Genomic DNA, 17550 nt, shown 5'->3' with positions numbered 1-17550 from the left:
TCTGGGGAGGGGTGGGTAGGAAAGGGTGCCCATGGGTTCTCTGGAGAGGGAGGGAGAAAAAAAAACCCCGGGGGGGGGGGGGGTCCCGCACCCCGGGGCGTGAGAGCCGTCAGGCGGACCGCCTAGTACGAGCGCGCGACGATCGCGAGGTTACCGGGGGCGTCGTCCGCCTGCGGCACCGACCCGTCCTCGGCGATCAGGCAGCGTACGGACACGGCCTGCTCGGCGAGCTTCGCTTCGCCCTCGGGTCCGAGGTCGGCCCACGGGATCCGCGCCCAGCCGCCGGCGATGGCGGCCTCGGCGGCCTCCTCGATGGTCGAGACGTCGGACGTACGGGCGATGCGGCGGTCGCGGGACTCGCGCAGCAGCTGCGCCTGGTCCTCCTCGAGCACCTTGGGCAGCAGCGCGGCGAGGTCGGAGATCTGCACCGACTCCTTGCCGCCCGGGATCCGGCGGGCCAGCATCGCGGTGCCGGCCTCCAGGTCGCGGGGGCCGATCTCGACGCGGACCGGTACGCCCTTGAGCTCCCAGTCCACGGCGCGGCGGCCGAAGGGGGTGTCGACGCGGTCGTCGACGAACACCCGCAGGCCCGCGGCCTTGAGCTGGGCGCCCAGCTCGCGGACCTTCGTCACGGCCTCGTCGCCCTTGATCGCCATGACGACGACCTGGACGTGCGCGAGGCGCGGCGGGACCCGCAGGCCGTTGTCGTCGCCGTGCGACATGATCAGGCCACCGACCATGCGGGTCGAAACGCCCCACGAGGTCTGCCAGACGAGCTCCTGCTTGCCTTCCTTCGACAGGTACTGCGTGTTGAAGGCCTTGGCGAAGTTGGTGCCGAGCTCGTGGCTGGTGCCGAGCTGCAGGGCCTTGCCGTCGCCCATCATGCCCTCGAGGGTGAGGGTGTTGATGGCGCCGGCGAAGCGCTCCTTGGCGGTCTTGCGGCCGAGCACGACGTCGATGCCGAGCACGTTGGTCATGAAGTCGCCGTACACGTCCGTGTGGATGCGGGCGGCGTAGTCGCGGGCGTCCTCGTACGAGACGTGGGCGGTGTGGCCCTCCTGCCAGAGGAACTCGCTCGTACGGAGGAACACGCGCGGGCGCATCTCCCAGCGGACCACGTTCGCCCACTGGTTGATCAGCAGGGGCAGGTCGCGGTAGCTCTGGACCCACTTGGAGAAGTAGTCGTTGATGATCGTCTCGGAGGTGGGGCGGACCACGATGGGCTCGTCCAGCTCCTTGCCGCCGCCGTGCGTGACGACCGCGAGCTCGGGGGCGAAGCCCTCGACGTGCTCCGCTTCCTTCGTCAGGTACGACTGCGGGATGAACAGCGGGAAGTACGCGTTCTGGGCGCCCGCGTCCTTGATGCGCGCGTCCATCTCCTGCTGCATCCGCTCCCACAGGCCGTAGCCGTACGGCCGGATGACCATCGTGCCGCGGACCGGACCGTTGTCGGCCAGCTCGGCCTTGTTGATCAGATCCTGGTACCAGCGGGGAAAATCCTCCGCCTGGGGGGTGAGAACGGGTGCCTTTGCCATGGCGCGAATGGTACGGCGCCCGGAGTGCCGAACGTGAATCGGGTGCGAATCGGGTGGCGCGCTCCTCTGGACGCGGGGGCGAATCGGGAGTTCTCTGGCAACGGGGGCAAGGGGGCGACACGGAATCAGGAGCGCTCTTTCGATGACACCGACGCCGACGGCGACGCTTGTCGCGCGGGACTGGGCGGAGATCCAGGAACGGATGCTGGTACCGCTGTACGAGGCGGTCTACGACCGGCTGGAGGTCGGGCCGGGAGACCGGCTGCTGGGCCTCGACTGCGGGGCCGGGCTGGCCCTTCTGCTGGCCTCGGGCCGGGGAGCCCTGGCCACGGGTGTGGAGACGGATCCGGCACGCCGCACGCTGGCCCGGGAGCGCCTCCTGGAGGTCCTCGCGGCCCCTCCGGTGCCCGCGGTGCCCTACGACGTCCTGCTGGCCTTCTCGCCCTCCCCGGGCGCCCTGGCCGCGGCCCTGCCGGCGCTGCGCCGGCCCGGCGCCGCGGTGGTGCTGGCCGACTGGGGTCCGGCGGAGCGGTGCACGGTGCCCTCCGTCCTGGGCGGCGGGCCGGCCGCGCGGGACCTGGACGCGATGGCGGCCGCGGCCGGGCTGGTGCCGGACGGGTCGGGGCGGGTGTTCTGCCCGTTCGGGTATGCCGACGTGGACAGCGCGGTGCGCGGGCTGCTGTCGACCGGGCTGTACGACTGCTCCGACCCGGGGCAGGTGGAGAAGGAACTGGCGGAGGCGCTTCACCCGTACGAACGGGGTGACGGGGCCGTCTGGCTGCCGAACATCTTCCGCTACGTCATCGCCCGTACGGCGTAACCGGCTCCGTGGGGGGGGGGGGTCGGGAACGGGACGGGGGCTACACATAAGAGATACAAGATGTGGGGGGTGATGTTGGGGGGGGGGGGGGGAGGGGGAGTGGGGGGGGGCGTTTCACCGGGAGAAAGGGGGGGGGGGGGTTGTTGGGTGGAAGAACGTTTTCCGCGGCGTCGTCGCCGGGGGGGTGGAATTGTCTTGGGGGGGGGCGGGGTGACGCCCCCCCACGGCACTCACCCGCACGGCACTCACTCGTGCGGCGCTCCCTTGTGGAGGCGGGGGATGCCCGCGGCCGCGTAGGCCGCCGGTTCGTCCAGGGTCTCGTTGGCCATCAGGGCTTCCGCGAGGGCGTCCAGCTTGTCGCGGTTCTCGCGCAGCAGGACGCAGGCCTTCTCGTAGCACTCGTCGACGATCCGGCGCATCTCGTGGTCCACCGCGTCGAGGGTGGCGGGGGCCGCGGAGAGGCCGTAGGGGCTCTGTCCGTCCGAAGGGATGGCGGTGAGGCGGCCGATGCGTTCGCTCATGCCCCAGCGGCCGACCATGCCGCGGGCGATGTTGGTGACCTGTTCGAGGTCGTTCTCGGCGCCGGTGGTGATGACCTCGTAGACCACCTGCTCGGCGGCCATGCCACCCAGCGCCCCGATGATGCGGCCGCGCAGGTACTCCTCCGTGTAGGCGTACCGGTCCGCCTCCGGCGTGGAGAGGGTGACGCCGAGCGCCCGCCCGCGCGGGACGATGGTGATCTTGCGGACGGGGTCGGCGCCGGGCTGGAGCATGCCCAGCAGGGCGTGTCCGCTCTCGTGGTACGCGGTACGGCGGCGCTCCTCGTCCGGCATGACCAGCGGGCGTTCCGCGCCGAGCTGGACCTTCTCCAGCGCGTCGGAGAGGTCCGCCTGGGTGACCTCCTTCTGCTGGCGCTTCACGGCGAGCAGGGCGGCCTCGTTGGCGAGGTTGGCCAGTTCGGCTCCGGTCATGCCCGGGGTCGTACGGGCCATTTGCGCGAGGTCGACTCCGGCGGCCAGCGGGATGTCCCGGGTGTGGATGCGCAGGATGGCCTCCCGGCCGGCCTTGTCGGGCGGGGAGACCATGACGGTGCGGTCGAAGCGGCCGGGCCGGGTCAGCGCCGGGTCCAGGACGTCGGCCCGGTTGGTCGCGGCGAGGACGACCACGCCTTCGGAGCCGGAGAAGCCGTCCATCTCGGTGAGGATCTGGTTCAGGGTCTGCTCGCGCTCGTCGTGGCCGCCCATGGCCGCGCCGCCGCCGCGGGCCCGCCCGATGGTGTCGATCTCGTCGATGAAGATGATGGCGGGTGCCACCTTGCGGGCCTCGGAGAAGAGCTCGCGCACCCGGGAGGCGCCGACGCCGACGATCATCTCGATGAACTCGGAGGCGGAGGCGGAGAAGAAGGGCACCCCGGCCTCGCCGGCCACCGCGCGGGCGAGCAGGGTCTTGCCGGTGCCGGGCGGGCCGGCGAGCAGGACTCCGCCGGGCATGCGGGCGCCCATCTTGCGGTACGCGTCGGGGTTCTTGAGGAAGTCCACGACGTCGTTGAGCTCGCCCTCGACCTCGTCGATGCCGGCCACGTCCTCGAAGGTCGTGCGCTTGGCGCCCTCCAGCTCGACCGGCTTGGGCGGCGTCTTGCGCCCGATCCCGCCCATGCCGCCGCCCATGGCCGATCCCATCCGGCGGGCGATGACCACCCACAGGAGGACCAGCAGCAGCATCGGGGCCAGGGAGATCAGCAGGTTGGCCAGGAAGCTGCGCTGCACGACGACCGGGGAGGCGGTGACGACGACGTTCTGCTTGGTGAGGTTGGCCCACAGGTCGTCGTCGGCGAAGGCGGGGCGCTGGGAGACGAACTTCTTGTAGTCGCCCTTGTCCCCGTCCGGCTTGGGCTGCCCGGTCTTCAGCTCGCCCTGGATGGCGTCGCCCTTGGCGTAGATCTTCGAGACGTTGCCGTTCGCGACCTGCTTGCTGAACTCGGTGTACGAGATGGTCGGCTCGTCGCCCTCGTTGAAGAAGGACAGCACCAGGTTGGTGATCAGGTAGACGATCAGGGCGGTGAGGATCAGGCCGCGCCAGCCGCCGGGCATCCGCTTCTTCGGCGGCGGGGCGGGGGGTGCGCCTTCGGAGCGCCAGGGCGTATCGGCCCGGTCGCGGGGCGGTACGGGGGTGGGGCTGGGCACGTGGCCTCCTTCTGCCGTCCTCCCGGCCGACCATAAGCGACAAACCGGACCGTCGCCCCTGGCGGGAGGCCACACGGCGAAGCCCCGGCCGGAGTGATCCGGCCGGGGCTCGTGCGGCTCCGTACTGCTGCTGTGTGAGCTGCTACTTCATGAACTTCTTGAACTCGTCCGGCAGGTCGAAGTCCTGACCGGGCTGAGCACCCCCGGCCGGAAGGCCGAACGGGTTGCCGCCGGCGGCGGGCTCGATCGCCTGCGGCCCCGCCTCGCGGCGCGCGGCGGCCGCGGCCTCTTCTTCCTTGCGCTTCATCGGGTTGCCGCTCTTGCGCTTGCCCTTGGCCTGCTTGATCTGCTTCTTCTGCCGGCCGGGGCCGCCGCCCATCCCGGGCATGCCGGGCATGCCCGGCATGCCGCCGCCCTGGGCCATGCGGGACATCATCTTGCGGGCCTCGAAGAACCGCTCGACGAGCGACTTGACGGCGCTGACCTCGGTGCCGGAGCCCTTGGCGATACGGGCGCGGCGCGAGCCGTTGATGAGGTGCGGGTCCTGGCGCTCGGCCGGGGTCATCGACTTGATGATCGCGGCGGTGCGGTCCACGTCGCGCTCGTCGATGTTGTTGATCTGGTCCTTGATCTGCCCCATGCCCGGGAGCATGCCGAGCAGCTTGGAGATGGAGCCCATCTTGCGGACCTGCTCCATCTGGGACAGGAAGTCGTCGAGCGTGAACTCCTTCGGGCCCTTCTGCAGCTTGGCCGCCATCTTCTCGGCCTCGGCCTGCGAGAAGGTCTTCTCGGCCTGCTCGATCAGGGTGAGCATGTCACCCATGTCGAGGATCCGGCCCGCCATGCGGTCCGGGTGGAACGCGTCGAACTCGTCGAGCTTCTCGCCGTTCGAGGCGAACATGATCTGCTTGCCGGTGACGTGCGCGATGGAGAGCGCGGCACCACCGCGGGCGTCGCCGTCGAGCTTCGACAGCACGACGCCGTCGAAGCCGACGCCGTCGCGGAAGGCCTCGGCGGTGTTGACCGCGTCCTGGCCGATCATGGCGTCGACGACGAAGAGGATCTCGTCCGGGCTGACGGCGTCGCGGATGTCCGCGGCCTGCTGCATCAGCTCCTGGTCGATGCCGAGGCGGCCGGCGGTGTCGACGACGACGACGTCGTACTGCTTGGTGCGCGCGTACTCGATCGAGTCCTTGGCGACCTGGACCGGGTCGCCGACGCCGTTGCCCGGCGCGGGGGCGTACACGGCCACGCCGGCCCGCTCGGCCACGACCGAGAGCTGGTTGACGGCGTTGGGGCGCTGGAGGTCACAGGCGACGAGGAGCGGGGCGTGGCCCTGCCCCTTCAGCCACAGGCCGAGCTTTCCGGCGAGGGTGGTCTTACCGGCACCCTGGAGGCCCGCGAGCATGATCACGGTGGGAGCGGTCTTGGCGAAGCGCAGCCGCCGGGTCTCGCCACCGAGGATGGAGACCAGCTCGTCGTTGACGATCTTGAGGACCTGCTGGCCCGGGTTCAGGGCCTTGGAGACCTCTTCGCCGCGGGCGCGCTCCTTGACGTTCGCGATGAAGGAGCGGACGACCGGGAGGGCGACGTCGGCCTCGAGGAGGGCGATACGGATTTCCCGCGCCGCAGCGTCGATGTCCTGCTCGGAGAGGCGGCCTTTGCCCCGGAGGGACTTGAAGGTCGCGCTGAGGCGGTCGGAAAGCGTATCGAACACGATGGTCGCGATTCCTCGGGTCAGGGGGCGTGTGGTCGTCCCCAGGGTATCGGGCCGCGCCACCCCTCCGGCCCTGCGGGCGGCTTTCCCCCTCCGGGAGCCCGGTCGGTGCGGGAGCCGCTGCGCGGGGCGGAGTCCCCTACCCGCCCTTCGCCCGTTCCCTGGGGCTCCGCCCCGGACCCCGCGCCTCAAACGCCGGCGGGGCTGGATTGTGCCGCGCAGCGGCAAAACCAGCCCGCCCGGCGTTTGAGGGCACGGGCGCGCAGCGGCCGCCCGCTACGCCAAGGCCGTCTGGACGGCCGCGGCCAGTGCTGCGGCCGCTCCTGCCCCGAGGGGTTTGCCGTCCGCGTCGACCACGTACACCGTGTCCACCGCGTTGGCGCCCAGCGTCGAGACGTGCGCGCTGCGGACCCGGACCCCGGAGGACTCCAGCGCGCGCCCGATCCGGTGCAGCAGCCCGACCGCGTCAGGGGCTCGGACCTCCAGGACCGTGGCCAGGGAAGAGACCTCGGGCACCACCGTGACCCGGGGCGGCGGCGGGACCACCCCGCGCCGGCGCGGGTACGCCGCCTCGCGGTCCGCCAGCTTCGCCGGGACGTCCAGCGAGCCGTCCAGGGCCCGCACCAGGTCGGTGCGCAGCCGCGCAGCCTGCGGCAGGGAGCCGTACTCCGCGGCCACCCGCCAGCGCAGGACCAGTACCTCGCCCAGCTGGTCGGGAAGCTCCATCGAGCGCAGGTCGGCCGCCCGCACGGTGAGCCGGTGCAGGGCCAGTACGCCGGCCGCCGCGGGCAGTACCCCCGGCTGGTCGGGGACGGCCACCACCAGTTCCACGCCGACCGCGTCCTCCTCCTGGCGGGCGTGCAGGGCCAGGACCGGCTCCCCCGTGCGCAGCGCCTCCACCGCCAGCCGCTCCTGCTCCGTGGTCGGGATCTCCAGCTCCGTCACCTCCGGGGCCGCCCCGCTCAGCACGGCGGCGACGCGTGCGACCAGGTCGGCCACGAGCGAGCCGCGCCACGCGCTCCACGCCGCGGGGCCGGTGGCCAGCGCGTCGGCCTCGGTCAGCGCGTGCAGGATCTCCAGCGTGCCGGACGACCCGACCGCCTCCGCGACGGCCTTGACGGTCGCCGGGTCGTCCAGGTCCCGCCGCGTGGCCGTGTCGATCAGCAGCAGGTGGTGGCGGACGAGCACGCCCAGCACGGCGACGTCTTCGGCGTCGAAGCCCACCCGCAGCGCCATGTCGCGGGCGATCGTCTCGCCGGCCACCGAGTGGTCGCCGGGCCAGCCCTTGCCGATGTCGTGCAGCAGCGCCGCCATCAGGAGGAGGTCGGGGCGGCCCACCCGGCGGGTCAGCTCCGAGGCCCGGACCGCCGTCTCGACGAGGTGCCGGTCCACGGTCCAGGTGTGCACCGGGTTGCGCTGCGGCCGGCACCGCACCCGCTCCCAGTCGGGCAGCAGCTTCGTGATGATCCCCTCGGCCTCCAGCGCCTCCCACACGGCCACCGTCGGCTCCCCCGCGCCCAGCAGGGTCAGCAGCTGCTCCCGGGCCTCGGCCGGCCACGGCACCGGCAGCGGCTTCGCCTGCGCCGCGAGCCGGCGTACGGCGTGCAGCGAGACGGGCAGTCCCGCCTGGGCTGCGGCCGCGCCGAAGCGCAGGGGCAGCACCGGGTCCCGGTCGGGCCGCGCGGCCAGGGCCAGTACGGCCTCGCCGTCGGACTCGACGACGCCTTCGGCGAGCGGAGCCCGCTCGGGTACCGAGCCGCGGGTGCCGAGCAGCCCGCGGAGCCGGGGGCGGGCGGACCGCGCCCGGAGCACGCGCCCGACCTCGCGCCAGGTCACGTCACCGGCGTACGAGACCACCCGCGCGGCCTCGTACACCTCCCGGAGCAGGGCGTCGGCGTCGAGCAGACCGAGCTGCGCCGCGACCGGCGTCTGTTCCTGGAGGGAGAGCCGGTCGGTGGCCCGGCCGGTCACCAGGTGCAGCGCGTCCCGGGCGTCGAGCAGCCGGCGCCGGGCTTCGGCGAGGCCCTCGCGCGGGGCGTCGGCCAGCCAGGACGCGGCGACGGCCCGCAGCGCGGTGACGTCGCGCAGCCCCCCGCGGGCCTCCTTGAGGTCGGGTTCCAGCAGGAAGCGGAGCTCCCCGGCACGCTCGGCCCGCTCGCGGCACAGGGAGTGCAGCTGGGGCAGCCGCTTGGCCGCTTGGTTCCGCCAGTCCGCCAGGACGGAGGTGCGCAGTCCCGCGAGGAGCCCGGCGTCGCCCGCGACGGGCCGGGCGTCGAGCAGTCCGAGGTGCACCTTGAGGTCTTCGGCGGCGGTCTTGCGGGCTTCGCCGGGGGTGCGCACCGAGTGGTCGAGGGCGAGGCCGAGGTCCCAGACGGGGTACCAGAGCCGGTCGGCCAGGGCGGCCAGGGCGCGCGCTTCGGCCTTTCCGTCGTGGAGCAGGACCAGGTCGAGGTCGCTGCGGGGGGAGAGTTCGGCGCGGCCGTAGCCGCCGACGGCGACGAGGGCGGCGCCCCGCACGCCCGTCTCCTTCACGGCGGTGGCGAACAGCGCCTTCAGCCAGTCGTCGGTCAGGGCCGCCAGGGCGGAACGCCGGGAAGGCCCGGACCGCGACTCCTCCTGGAGGAGTCGCAGCCGGGCCGCGGCGTACCCGCTGGGTCCCGAGTCGGGCGTGCTGTCCGTGGTCTCTTCGACACTCGTCACCCAGGGGTTCCCATCACCTAGAGCGCGTCCGCGCCACGTTCGCCGGTGCGGACCCGGATGACCGAGTCCACGGGGATGCTCCACACCTTGCCGTCGCCGATCTTGCCGGTCTGGGCGGCGTCGACGACGATCCGCATCACGTCTTCCGCGTCGCCGTCCTCGACGAGCACCTCTATGCGGATCTTCGGTACGAGGTCCACGGTGTACTCGGCGCCCCGGTAGACCTCGGTGTGTCCGCGCTGGCGGCCGTAGCCGCTGGCCTCGGAGACGGTGAGTCCCTGGACTCCGAAGCGGTGCAGGGCTTCCTTGATCTCGTCAAGCCGGTGCGGCTTCACGATCGCGGTGATGAGCTTCATGCGTCAACCTTCTTGCTCGCGGCGGCAACGGGGGCGGGGACGGCGGTGCTCCGGGAGGAGGAGCCGCCGCCGGCTCCGCTGAAGTCGTAGGCGGTCTCGGCGTGTTCGACCTGGTCGATGCCGGAGACCTCGTCGTCCTCGGTGACCCGCATCCCCATCGTCTTGTCGAGGAGGAAGGCGAGTACCGCGGATGCCACGAGAGAGTAGGCGAGGACGGCGAAGACTCCGACCGCCTGCTTGCCGAGCTGCTCCAGGCCGCCGCCGTAGAAGAGGCCGGCCACGTCGGACTGGACGCCTCCGGTGGCGAAGAGGCCGACGAGGAGGGAGCCGAGGACACCGCCGACGAGGTGGACGCCGATGACGTCGAGGGAGTCGTCGTAGCCGAACTTGTACTTCAGGCCGACGGCCATGGCGCACACGACACCGGCGATGACGCCGATGGCGATCGCGCCGAGCGGGGAGACGGCGCCGCCGGAGGGGGTGATGGCGACGAGGCCCGCGACCGCGCCGGAGGCGGCGCCGAGGGTGGTGAAGGAGCCGTGGCGCAGCTTCTCGTAGCCGAGCCAGGCGAGCATGGCGGCGGCGGTGGCGACCTGCGTGTTGACGAACATGACCGCGCCGACGCCGTCGTCGTTGCCGAGCCAGGAGCCCGCGTTGAAGCCGAACCAGCCGAACCACAGCAGGCCCGCGCCGAGCATCACGAGCGGGAGGCTGTGCGGGCGCATCGGGTCCTTCTTGAAGCCCACGCGCTTGCCGATGACCAGGATCACGCCGAGGGCCGCGGCGCCCGCGTTGATGTGGACGGCGGTGCCGCCGGCGAAGTCGATGACCCCGAGCTCGAAGAGCCAGCCGCCGGCGCCCCACACCCAGTGGGCGACGGGGAAGTAGACGATCGTGACCCAGAGGGTGATGAAGAGCGCCCACGCGCTGAACTTGACGCGGTCGGCCAGGGCGCCGCTTATCAGCGCCGGGGTGATGATCGCGAACATCAGCTGGAAGACGGCGAAGACGTAGACGGGGATGGTGTAGCCGTCCCACAGCTCGGTGATGCCGATGCCGCTGAGTCCGACGTAGTCGGAGGTCCAGCCGATCAGCGAGCCGGAGTCGGCGCCGAAGGCGAGGCTGAATCCGTAGAGGACCCAGAGGATCGTGACGATCCCGAGGCTGATGAAGCTCATCATCAGCATGTTGAGGCTGCTCTTGACGCGGACCATGCCTCCGTAGAAGAAGGCGAGTCCCGGGGTCATCAGCATGACCAGGGCGGAGCAGATGAGCATGAACCCGGTGTTCGCGGAAGACAGCGTGGGGGCGTCTGCCGCGAGGGTCGTGATGGCTGATGCCATCGGCGTCTCCTCGTCGTCGGTACGTTCGCGTGCGGGCGATCGTGAAAACCTGAGCGGCACTGCGTGAATCAGGCCTGAGGGTGTTCCGGCCCGGGGGCTGGCCGGTTATTGGCCCTGAGATTCGCGCAGGCCGGTTTCCGGCGGCGCCGCTGGGTGTTTCGCGTCGATGACGAAGAGGTCGCGCGTGTTACGCCTCCATGAACGAGTGGTTCATGGGGGTGACGGGTGGGGACCCGGCCGCGGCGATGACCCGGGGAACCTGGCTGGGGGAGCCTGATCGGGCTTCACGGGGTGACTGCCGCGGCCGGGGGCCTTGGGGCGGCCGGGTGGCCGTCAGACGGCCTCCGCGGCCTCGGGGAGGCGGGAGGCGAGGTGGTCGGTCATCCGCACCACGTCCGCGACGTCGCCGTACTCACGCGCGGCGGTGTCGACGGTCTTGCGCAGCCGGGTGTTGACCCGTTCGGACCGCACCTTTCCCGCCACGTCGAGGGCGCGGCCGACGAGGACGGTGGCCTGCTCGGGCTCGCGCTGGAGCAGGTGCACGGTGGCCATGCCGATGAGGTTGAGGGCGTAGGAACGCTGGTGCTCCTCGTCCTTCTCGAAGAGCGTGACGGCGCGCTGCATGACCGGTTCGGCGAGGGAGGCGTACATGGGGCTGCGGCCCGCCACGTAGGCCAGGTCCCGGTAGGAGTGGGAGTTCTCTCCGTTGAGCTCGGCCTCGGAGAAGAAGCGGATCCAGTCGGGCTCGGGCTCGGCGTCGAAGCCGACGTCGGAGAAGGTGTCCTCGGCCATCCGCACGGCCCGCTTGCAGCGGCTGGGCTGGCCCATGTTGGCGTAGGCGCGGGCCTCCATCGCATACAGCATCGCCTGGGTACGGGGCCCTGCGCAGTCGCGGCTGCCGTACTGGGCCAGGTGGATGAGCTCCAGGGCGTCCTCGGGGCGGCCCAGGTGGATCATCTGGCGGCTCATGCTGGAGAGGATGTACGAGCCCAGGGGCTTGTCCCCGCCCTCCTTGGCGGCGTGCAGCGCGAGGACGAAGTACTTCTGCGCGGTGGGGTGCAGGCCGATGTCGTAGCTCATCCAGCCGGCGAGTTCGGCGAGTTCGGCGGCTACCTTGAAGAGCCGCTTCATGACCGGCGCCGGGTGGTTCTCCTGGAGCAGGTCGGTGACCTCGTGGAGCTGGCCCACGACGGCCTTGCGGCGCAGTCCGCCGCCGCACTGGGCGTCCCACTGGCGGAACATCACGGTGGTGGCTTCGAGCAGGTCCACCTCGGGCTCGGAGAGCCGGGGCGGCCGGTGGCCGCTCAGGGCGCCCGCCGACCCCGCCTCACGGGGTCCCGGGTCGGCGGCCGGGACCGGTACGAGCCAGCGCTGCATGGGCTCGATGAGGGCGGGGCCGGCGGACAGGGCGAGCGAGGTCCCGAGGAAGCCGCGGCGGGCCAGCATCAGGTCGCTGCGGGAGAACTCGCCGAGCAGCTCGATGGTCTGCGGGCCGGCCCAGGGCAGGTCGACGCCGGAGACGGAGGGGGTCTGGTGGGCGGTGCGCAGGCCGAGGTGCTCGATGGCGACGACGGAGCCGAAGCGTTCGGAGAAGAGCTCGGACAGGATGCGCGGGACGGGCTCGCGGGGCTGTTCGCCGTCGAGCCAGCGGCGGACCCGCGAGGTGTCGGTGCTGATGTGGTGGGCGCCCATCTGGCGGGCGCGGCGGTTGACCTGGCGGGCGAGCTCGCCCTTGGACCAGCCGCTGCGGACGAACCAGGAGGTCAGCTGTTCGTTGCGGACGGTGGCGTCCTGCACGGAGCCCTCTGCGGAGTCCCGGTCCGGCATCCCGGCGGACGACACGTCGGACTCCGCACTCGTTCCGCTTGCGCCGTTGCCGCTCACTGGAACGCCCCCATCCGTCAGTCTTTTCCACTCGAGACCCTGCCGGGAAACGGTCTTCACAGGTCCTTCACGCATGCCTCCGGCATACCCGCGAACCCGTCTCCTCTTCGCGCCTCATGTACCGAAAGTAATCCTACGATCACCCCTTCGGCGAGGTCGATCCCGGAAACGCCACCATTCGCCACCCCTTCGAATGAACTCGCCACCCGCCAGGCGCGATTCACTTGACACGAAGGCGAGACCGATCGGTTGGACAGGAGTGCGCCGGGGCGTGCGCAGCGAGGAACGCGCCGGGTACCGGGGCGGCGAACGCCGTAACCAGCCGATGTCGTAACCACCGGCACGTCCGACCCGTTGGAGGGGGCATGGGCATGGGCTTCACGATCGGCGGCAGCCGCGGCACCAAGGAGTTCCGTTCCGGCGCTCGGCGCCGCGGCCGGACGTCGGAGTGCACGGCGGTGGCGGAGTACACCGGACTGTGGGGCTGGGACGTGGTCCCCGGCGCCCGGGCCGCGGGGCCCGCCCGCGACTGCTCCTGCGGTCATACGAATTGCGGTGCGCCGGGGGCGCATCCGCTGGCCCTCGCTCCGACGGTCCCGGCCGGCGCCACCCTCGACGAGGTCACCGAGACCTGGAGCGGGTACCCGGGAGCCGCGGTGCTGCTCCCCGCCGGACGCTCCTTCGACGTCATCGAGGTCTCCGAGGAGGCCGGGCGGCGGGCGCTGGTCCGGCTGGAGCGGATGGGCCTGCCGCTCGGCCCGGTGACCGCGACCCCGGACGGCCGGGCCCAGTTCTTCGTCGCCCCCGGGGCGGCGGCCGGGCTGCCGCAGCTGCTGTACCGGATGGGCTGGGACGACGCCGGTCTCGATCTGCGCGCGCTGGGCCAGGGCTCCTACGTCACGGCCCCGCCCTCGGACTTCGCGGGCCTCGGCCCGGTGAGCTGGCTGCGCCCGCCGGCACTGGACTCGGCCGGGGATCCCCCGCAGGCCCGCCTCCTGCTGGGCACCCTCGCCTACCTGTGCCACCGGCTGCGCCGGCCGTAGCCGCGCCGCCCGGGACCGTACGCACGGCAGTGCCCCCGAGTCCAGGGGACTCGGGGGCACTGGCCGGCGTAGGAGCGTCGGGTGCGGTCAGTCGCCGATCAGGGCGTCGACGAAGGCCTCCGGCTCGAAGGGCGCCAGGTCGTCCGCGCCCTCACCGAGACCGATGAGCTTGACCGGTACGCCGAGCTCGCGCTGGACGGCGATGACGATGCCGCCCTTGGCGGTGCCGTCGAGCTTGGTGAGCACGATGCCGGTGATGTCCACGACCTCGGCGAAGACGCGGGCCTGGGTCAGGCCGTTCTGCCCGGTGGTCGCGTCCAGGACCAGCAGGATCTCGTCGAGCGGGCCGTGCTTCTCCACGACGCGCTTGACCTTGCCGAGCTCGTCCATCAGGCCGGTCTTGGTGTGCAGCCGGCCCGCCGTGTCGATGAGCACCACGTCGGCGCCCTCGGCGATGCCCTCCTTGACCGCGTCGTAGGCGATCGAGGCCGGGTCGCCGCCCTCGGGTCCGCGCACGGTGCGCGCCCCGACCCGCTCGCCCCAGGTCTGGAGCTGGTCGGCGGCGGCGGCGCGGAAGGTGTCCGCGGCGCCGAGCACGACGCTGCGGCCGTCGGCGACGAGCACGCGGGCGAGCTTGCCGGTGGTGGTGGTCTTGCCGGTGCCGTTCACGCCGACGACCATGACCACGGCGGGGGTGTCCACGCCGCTCTCGGTCTTCACCGCGCGGTCGAAGTCGGTGCCGAGGAGCGTGACCAGCTCCTCCTTCAGCAGCGCGCGCAGATCGGCGGGGGTGCGGGTGCCGAGCACCTTGACCCGCTCGCGGAGCCGGTCCACCAGCTCCTGGGTCGGCGCGACACCGACGTCGGCGATGAGGAGGGTCTCCTCGATCTCCTCCCAGGTGTCCTCGTCGAGGTGCTCGCGGGAGAGCAGCGTGAGCAGCCCCTTGCCGAGCGTGTTCTGCGACCGGGCGAGGCGGGCGCGCAGCCGGACCAGGCGGCCGGCGGTGGGCTCGGGCACCTCGATCTCGGGGGCGGGCGGAGCCTCGACGACCGGGTCCTCGACCGCGACCGGCGATTCGAGGGCGGCCTCCGCGTCGGGGAGGGCGACCTCCTCGATCGTGCGGCGCGGTTCTTCCGCCGTCGGTGCGGCGTCCTCCCCCACCTGCGGTTCGGCGGGCGGGGCAGTGATGGTCGGCGTGCTGGGCGGGGCCGTGGGGGGCAGCTGCTTCTTCTTGCGGCTGCTGACCACGAGCCCGCTGATCGCACCGACCGCGACCAGGGCGATGACTACGGCAAGGATCAGGATTTCCATAACGCTCCCCAGTATCGGCCACGCACGCCCCGAGCCGGGGACCCTGGAGGTTCATACCAGGACGTAAGCCTCTGTTTGTACTTTTTGCGGCGAATCTACGATGATGAGCAATCCCCCACGCCCCGCCTCCCCCCACGGAGTACACCTATGCCTGCCGAGACCGCCGTCGAGTCGCGCGGCCTGGAGCCCGTCCCCGACGCCGAGCGCCGCGGCCGGGTCCGCGAGCTCGTCCCGACCTGGGTGGCCGCCAACATCAGCGTGCTGCTGCTCACCATGGGCGCCGGTCTCGTCATCTTCAACAAGCTGAACATCTGGCAGGTGCTCGTCGTCGCGATCGCCGCCCCCGTCGTCTCCTACGGCATCGTCGGACTCATATCCATCGCGGGCAAGCGCGGCGGCGCCCCCGGCATGGCGCTCTCGCGGGCCGTCTTCGGCCAGCGCGGCAACCTGTTCCCCGGCGCCCTGATCTGGGTCGCCCGCTGGGGCTGGGAGACCATCAACGCGGTCAGCGGCGCCTACGCCGTCCTGACCGTCCTCGACCTGGTCTTCGGCATCAAGAAGAACACCGCGCTGATCGTCGTCACCCTGCTCTTCTTCGTCGGCTGCACCTTCCTCGTCTCCGGTCTGGGCATCAACGCGCTGCGCGTCTGCTCCAAGTGGTCCACGTACCTCTTCGGCGCCTTCAGCGTGCTCGTGCTCGGCTACCTGATCGCCGAGACCGACTGGTCCGCCGTCTTCGCCAAGCCCGCCGGCTCCACCGCGATGATGATCGCGGGCATCGGCACCATCGCCGCCGGCGGCATCAGCTGGGTCCCGTCCGGCCCGGACTTCACCCGCTACCTGCCCCGTACCGCCTCCGCCCGGGGCATGGTCGGCGCGACCATCGGCGGCGCGGCCGTCGTGGTGATCCCGATGGTGCTCATGGGTGCGGTGATGGCGGTCGCCACACCCGACCTGGCCACCGCGCAGGACCCGGTGTCCTTCATCGGCGAACTGCTGCCGACCTGGATCGCGGTCCCGTACCTGCTGATCGCGCTCGTCGGCATGCTGCTCATCAACTCGATGTCCATGTACTCGGCGGGCTTCACCGCCCAGACCCTTGGCATCAAGGTCCCGCGCGCGGCGGCGGTCAGCGTCAACGCCGTCATCAGCCTGGTCTTCGGCTTCCTGCTGATGGTGGTCGCGACCAGCTTCTTCGGTTCGTTCATCTCCTTCCTGACCCTGCTGGCCGTGGCCTTCTCCGCCTGGATCGGCGTCTTCGGCGTGGACATGCTGCGCCGCACCTCCTACGACGGGGCCGCGCTGCTGGACACCACGCGGAGCAGCGCCTACTGGTACCGGGGCGGATTCGCCTGGCAGGCCATGACCGCCTGGGGCCTGGCCCTGGTGGTGGGCCTGCTGTTCACGAAGGTCGACTGGTTCAGCGGGCCGCTGGCCACGACCTGGATCGGGCAGAACGGCCTGGGCTGGGCGGCGGGCATCGTCACCTCGGCCGTCCTGTACGCGGTCCTGCCGCGCACGCCGGCGGCCCCGGAGGCGCCGGACGCCGTCGCGGCGGCCCCGGCCGACGAGCGGGCCCCCGCCGGATCCCTGTCCAACTGACGCCACGTCAGCTAACGTCCCCCTTCGCCCGCCCACCCACCTCCGGCGAAGGGGGACTTCTCCATGCCCATCACCGTGGCCCGGTTCAACCTCATCGACCCGAACGGCACCCCGGAAACCCTCTCCGCCCGCTACAAGGCCGCGCTGGAGATGGCGAAGTACGCGGACGACCGCGGGATCGACACCATCCAGACCGAGGAGCACCACGGCACCGAGAACAACTGGCTGCCCTCCCCCTTCGCCTTCGCGGGCGCGGTCTTCGGCGCCACCCGCCGGATCGCCGTCACCGTTTCGGCGATCATCGGCCCGCTGTACGACCCGCTGAAGGTCGCCGAGGACATCGCGGTACTGGACCTGCTCAGCGGCGGCCGTCTCGTCACGGTGGCCGGCATCGGCTACCGGCCCGAGGAGTACGAGCAGCACGGCGTGGAGTGGGGCCGGCGCGGCAAGCTCCAGGACGAGCTGCTGGAGACCTTGCTGAAGGCGTGGACCGGCGAGCCGTTCGAGTTCCGCGGCCGTACCGTACGGGTCACCCCGCGGCCCTTCACCCAGCCGCACCCGCTGCTCCTGGTCGGCGGCAGCTCGGAGGCGGCGGCCCGCCGGGCGGCCCGCCTGGGGCTGCCGTTCTTCCCGAGCGCGCACCTGCCCGAGCTGGAGGCGTACTACAACGCGAAGCTCGCGGAGTACGGCACGGAGGGCTTCTGCATGATGCCGGCGGCCGAGACCCCGCTGCTGCACATCGCCGAGGACCCGGACCGGGCGTGGGACCAGTACGGCGAGCGGTTCCTGCACGAGGCCGGGATGTACGCCTCCTGGCAGTCCAAGGACATCCGCAGCGCCGTACGGTCGGGCGCGCACACGGTGGCGGAGCTGCGCGCCGAGGGCGTGTACCGCATCCTCACCCCGGACGAGGCGGTCGCGTACGCCCGCGGCGCCGGCGAGGCGGGGAACCTGGTGCTGCACCCGCTGTGCGGCGGGATGCCCGTGGACGAGGGCTGGCGGAGCCTGCAGCTCCTGTGCGAACAGGTACTGCCCCGCCTCAAGGACTGAGACGGG

12 protein-coding genes are annotated in these 17550 nt (G+C 71.8%); 4 read left to right on the top strand and 8 right to left on the bottom strand.

All coding sequences use genetic code 11. The features are described from left to right. Positions 1-122: 122 nt before the first annotated feature. Positions 123-1535 carry a proline--tRNA ligase gene (gene proS / locus ACFRU2_RS36805; protein WP_382980495.1) on the bottom strand — a complete coding sequence of 471 codons (1413 nt, stop codon included), beginning with the start codon at positions 1533-1535 and terminating at the stop codon, positions 123-125. A gap of 142 nt (positions 1536-1677) precedes the next feature. Here proS and ACFRU2_RS36800 point away from each other — a divergent pair, with 142 nt between their 5' ends. Beyond that, positions 1678-2355: a methyltransferase type 11 gene (locus tag ACFRU2_RS36800; RefSeq protein WP_382980493.1), complete on the top strand. Its 678-nt coding sequence runs from the start codon at positions 1678-1680 to the stop codon at positions 2353-2355. 245 nt (positions 2356-2600) lie between these two features. On the opposite strand, the gene ftsH is transcribed toward ACFRU2_RS36800, so the two are convergent. The 6 genes from ftsH to ACFRU2_RS36770 all read right to left on the bottom strand — a co-directional run bounded on the left by ftsH (position 2601) and on the right by ACFRU2_RS36770 (position 12481). Further along, entirely contained in the window at positions 2601-4538 is a 1938-nt protein-coding gene (gene ftsH, locus ACFRU2_RS36795) for an ATP-dependent zinc metalloprotease FtsH (protein ID WP_382980491.1), read from the bottom strand. Positions 4539-4680: 142 nt separating this feature from the next. Continuing rightward, complete coding sequence (gene ffh / locus ACFRU2_RS36790; RefSeq protein WP_382980489.1) at positions 4681-6255, bottom strand: signal recognition particle protein; 1575 nt, start codon at positions 6253-6255, stop codon at positions 4681-4683. A gap of 276 nt (positions 6256-6531) precedes the next feature. Further along, positions 6532-8955: a [protein-PII] uridylyltransferase gene (locus ACFRU2_RS36785; RefSeq protein WP_382980487.1), complete on the bottom strand. Its 2424-nt coding sequence runs from the start codon at positions 8953-8955 to the stop codon at positions 6532-6534. A 17-nt stretch (positions 8956-8972) separates the two neighbouring features. After that, a complete protein-coding gene (locus ACFRU2_RS36780; RefSeq protein WP_112451060.1) occupies positions 8973-9311 on the bottom strand; it encodes a P-II family nitrogen regulator in 339 nt (112 codons plus the stop codon). Next, positions 9308-10654 (bottom strand): ammonium transporter, encoded by a 1347-nt coding sequence (locus tag ACFRU2_RS36775; protein ID WP_250743896.1) that lies wholly within the window; start codon positions 10652-10654, stop codon positions 9308-9310. The genes ACFRU2_RS36780 and ACFRU2_RS36775 overlap by 4 nt, the downstream gene beginning before the upstream one ends. A 333-nt stretch (positions 10655-10987) precedes the next feature. Continuing rightward, positions 10988-12481, bottom strand: a complete 1494-nt coding sequence (locus ACFRU2_RS36770; RefSeq protein WP_382980536.1) for a hypothetical protein — start codon at positions 12479-12481, stop codon at positions 10988-10990. 428 nt (positions 12482-12909) lie between these two features. On the opposite strand from ACFRU2_RS36770, the gene ACFRU2_RS36765 reads away from it, so the two are divergent. After that, positions 12910-13581 (top strand): bifunctional DNA primase/polymerase, encoded by a 672-nt coding sequence (locus tag ACFRU2_RS36765; RefSeq protein ID WP_382980485.1) that lies wholly within the window; start codon positions 12910-12912, stop codon positions 13579-13581. 87 nt (positions 13582-13668) lie between these two features. Here the strand turns inward: ACFRU2_RS36765 and ftsY are convergent, their stop codons facing one another. Continuing rightward, on the bottom strand, positions 13669-14892 hold the full coding sequence (ftsY, locus tag ACFRU2_RS36760; RefSeq protein WP_382980483.1) for a signal recognition particle-docking protein FtsY: 1224 nt from the start codon (positions 14890-14892) through the stop codon (positions 13669-13671). 147 nt (positions 14893-15039) lie between these two features. Here ftsY and ACFRU2_RS36755 point away from each other — a divergent pair, with 147 nt between their 5' ends. Together ACFRU2_RS36755 and ACFRU2_RS36750 are read left to right on the top strand one after the other, a co-directional pair. Further along, positions 15040-16494, top strand: coding sequence for a cytosine permease (locus tag ACFRU2_RS36755; RefSeq protein ID WP_382980481.1), 1455 nt, complete (start codon positions 15040-15042; stop codon positions 16492-16494). A gap of 63 nt (positions 16495-16557) precedes the next feature. Then, entirely contained in the window at positions 16558-17544 is a 987-nt protein-coding gene (locus ACFRU2_RS36750) for an LLM class flavin-dependent oxidoreductase (protein WP_382980479.1), read from the top strand. Positions 17545-17550: the final 6 nt, after the last annotated feature.

This window comes from Streptomyces sp. NPDC056883 (assembly GCF_042788835.1).
Lineage (GTDB): Bacteria > Actinomycetota > Actinomycetes > Streptomycetales > Streptomycetaceae > Streptomyces > Streptomyces stoeckheimensis.
Note: the sequence above shows the minus strand (reverse complement) of the source record. Positions and strands in the feature narration are given on the sequence as shown.

Bases quoted from the DNA above. Each gene is read 5' to 3' on its own strand.
- proS (WP_382980495.1), bottom strand. From the start codon at position 1,535: ATGGCAAAGGCACCCGTTCTCACCCCCCAGGCGGAGGATTTTCCCCGC.
- ACFRU2_RS36800 (WP_382980493.1), top strand. From the start codon at position 1,678: ATGACACCGACGCCGACGGCGACGCTTGTCGCGCGGGACTGGGCGGAG.
- ACFRU2_RS36780 (WP_112451060.1), bottom strand. From the start codon at position 9,311: ATGAAGCTCATCACCGCGATCGTGAAGCCGCACCGGCTTGACGAGATC.
- ACFRU2_RS36775 (WP_250743896.1), bottom strand. From the start codon at position 10,654: ATGGCATCAGCCATCACGACCCTCGCGGCAGACGCCCCCACGCTGTCT.
- ACFRU2_RS36770 (WP_382980536.1), bottom strand. From the start codon at position 12,481: ATGCCGGACCGGGACTCCGCAGAGGGCTCCGTGCAGGACGCCACCGTC.
- ACFRU2_RS36765 (WP_382980485.1), top strand. From the start codon at position 12,910: ATGGGCTTCACGATCGGCGGCAGCCGCGGCACCAAGGAGTTCCGTTCC.
- ftsY (WP_382980483.1), bottom strand. From the start codon at position 14,892: ATGGAAATCCTGATCCTTGCCGTAGTCATCGCCCTGGTCGCGGTCGGT.
- ACFRU2_RS36755 (WP_382980481.1), top strand. From the start codon at position 15,040: ATGCCTGCCGAGACCGCCGTCGAGTCGCGCGGCCTGGAGCCCGTCCCC.
- ACFRU2_RS36750 (WP_382980479.1), top strand. From the start codon at position 16,558: ATGCCCATCACCGTGGCCCGGTTCAACCTCATCGACCCGAACGGCACC.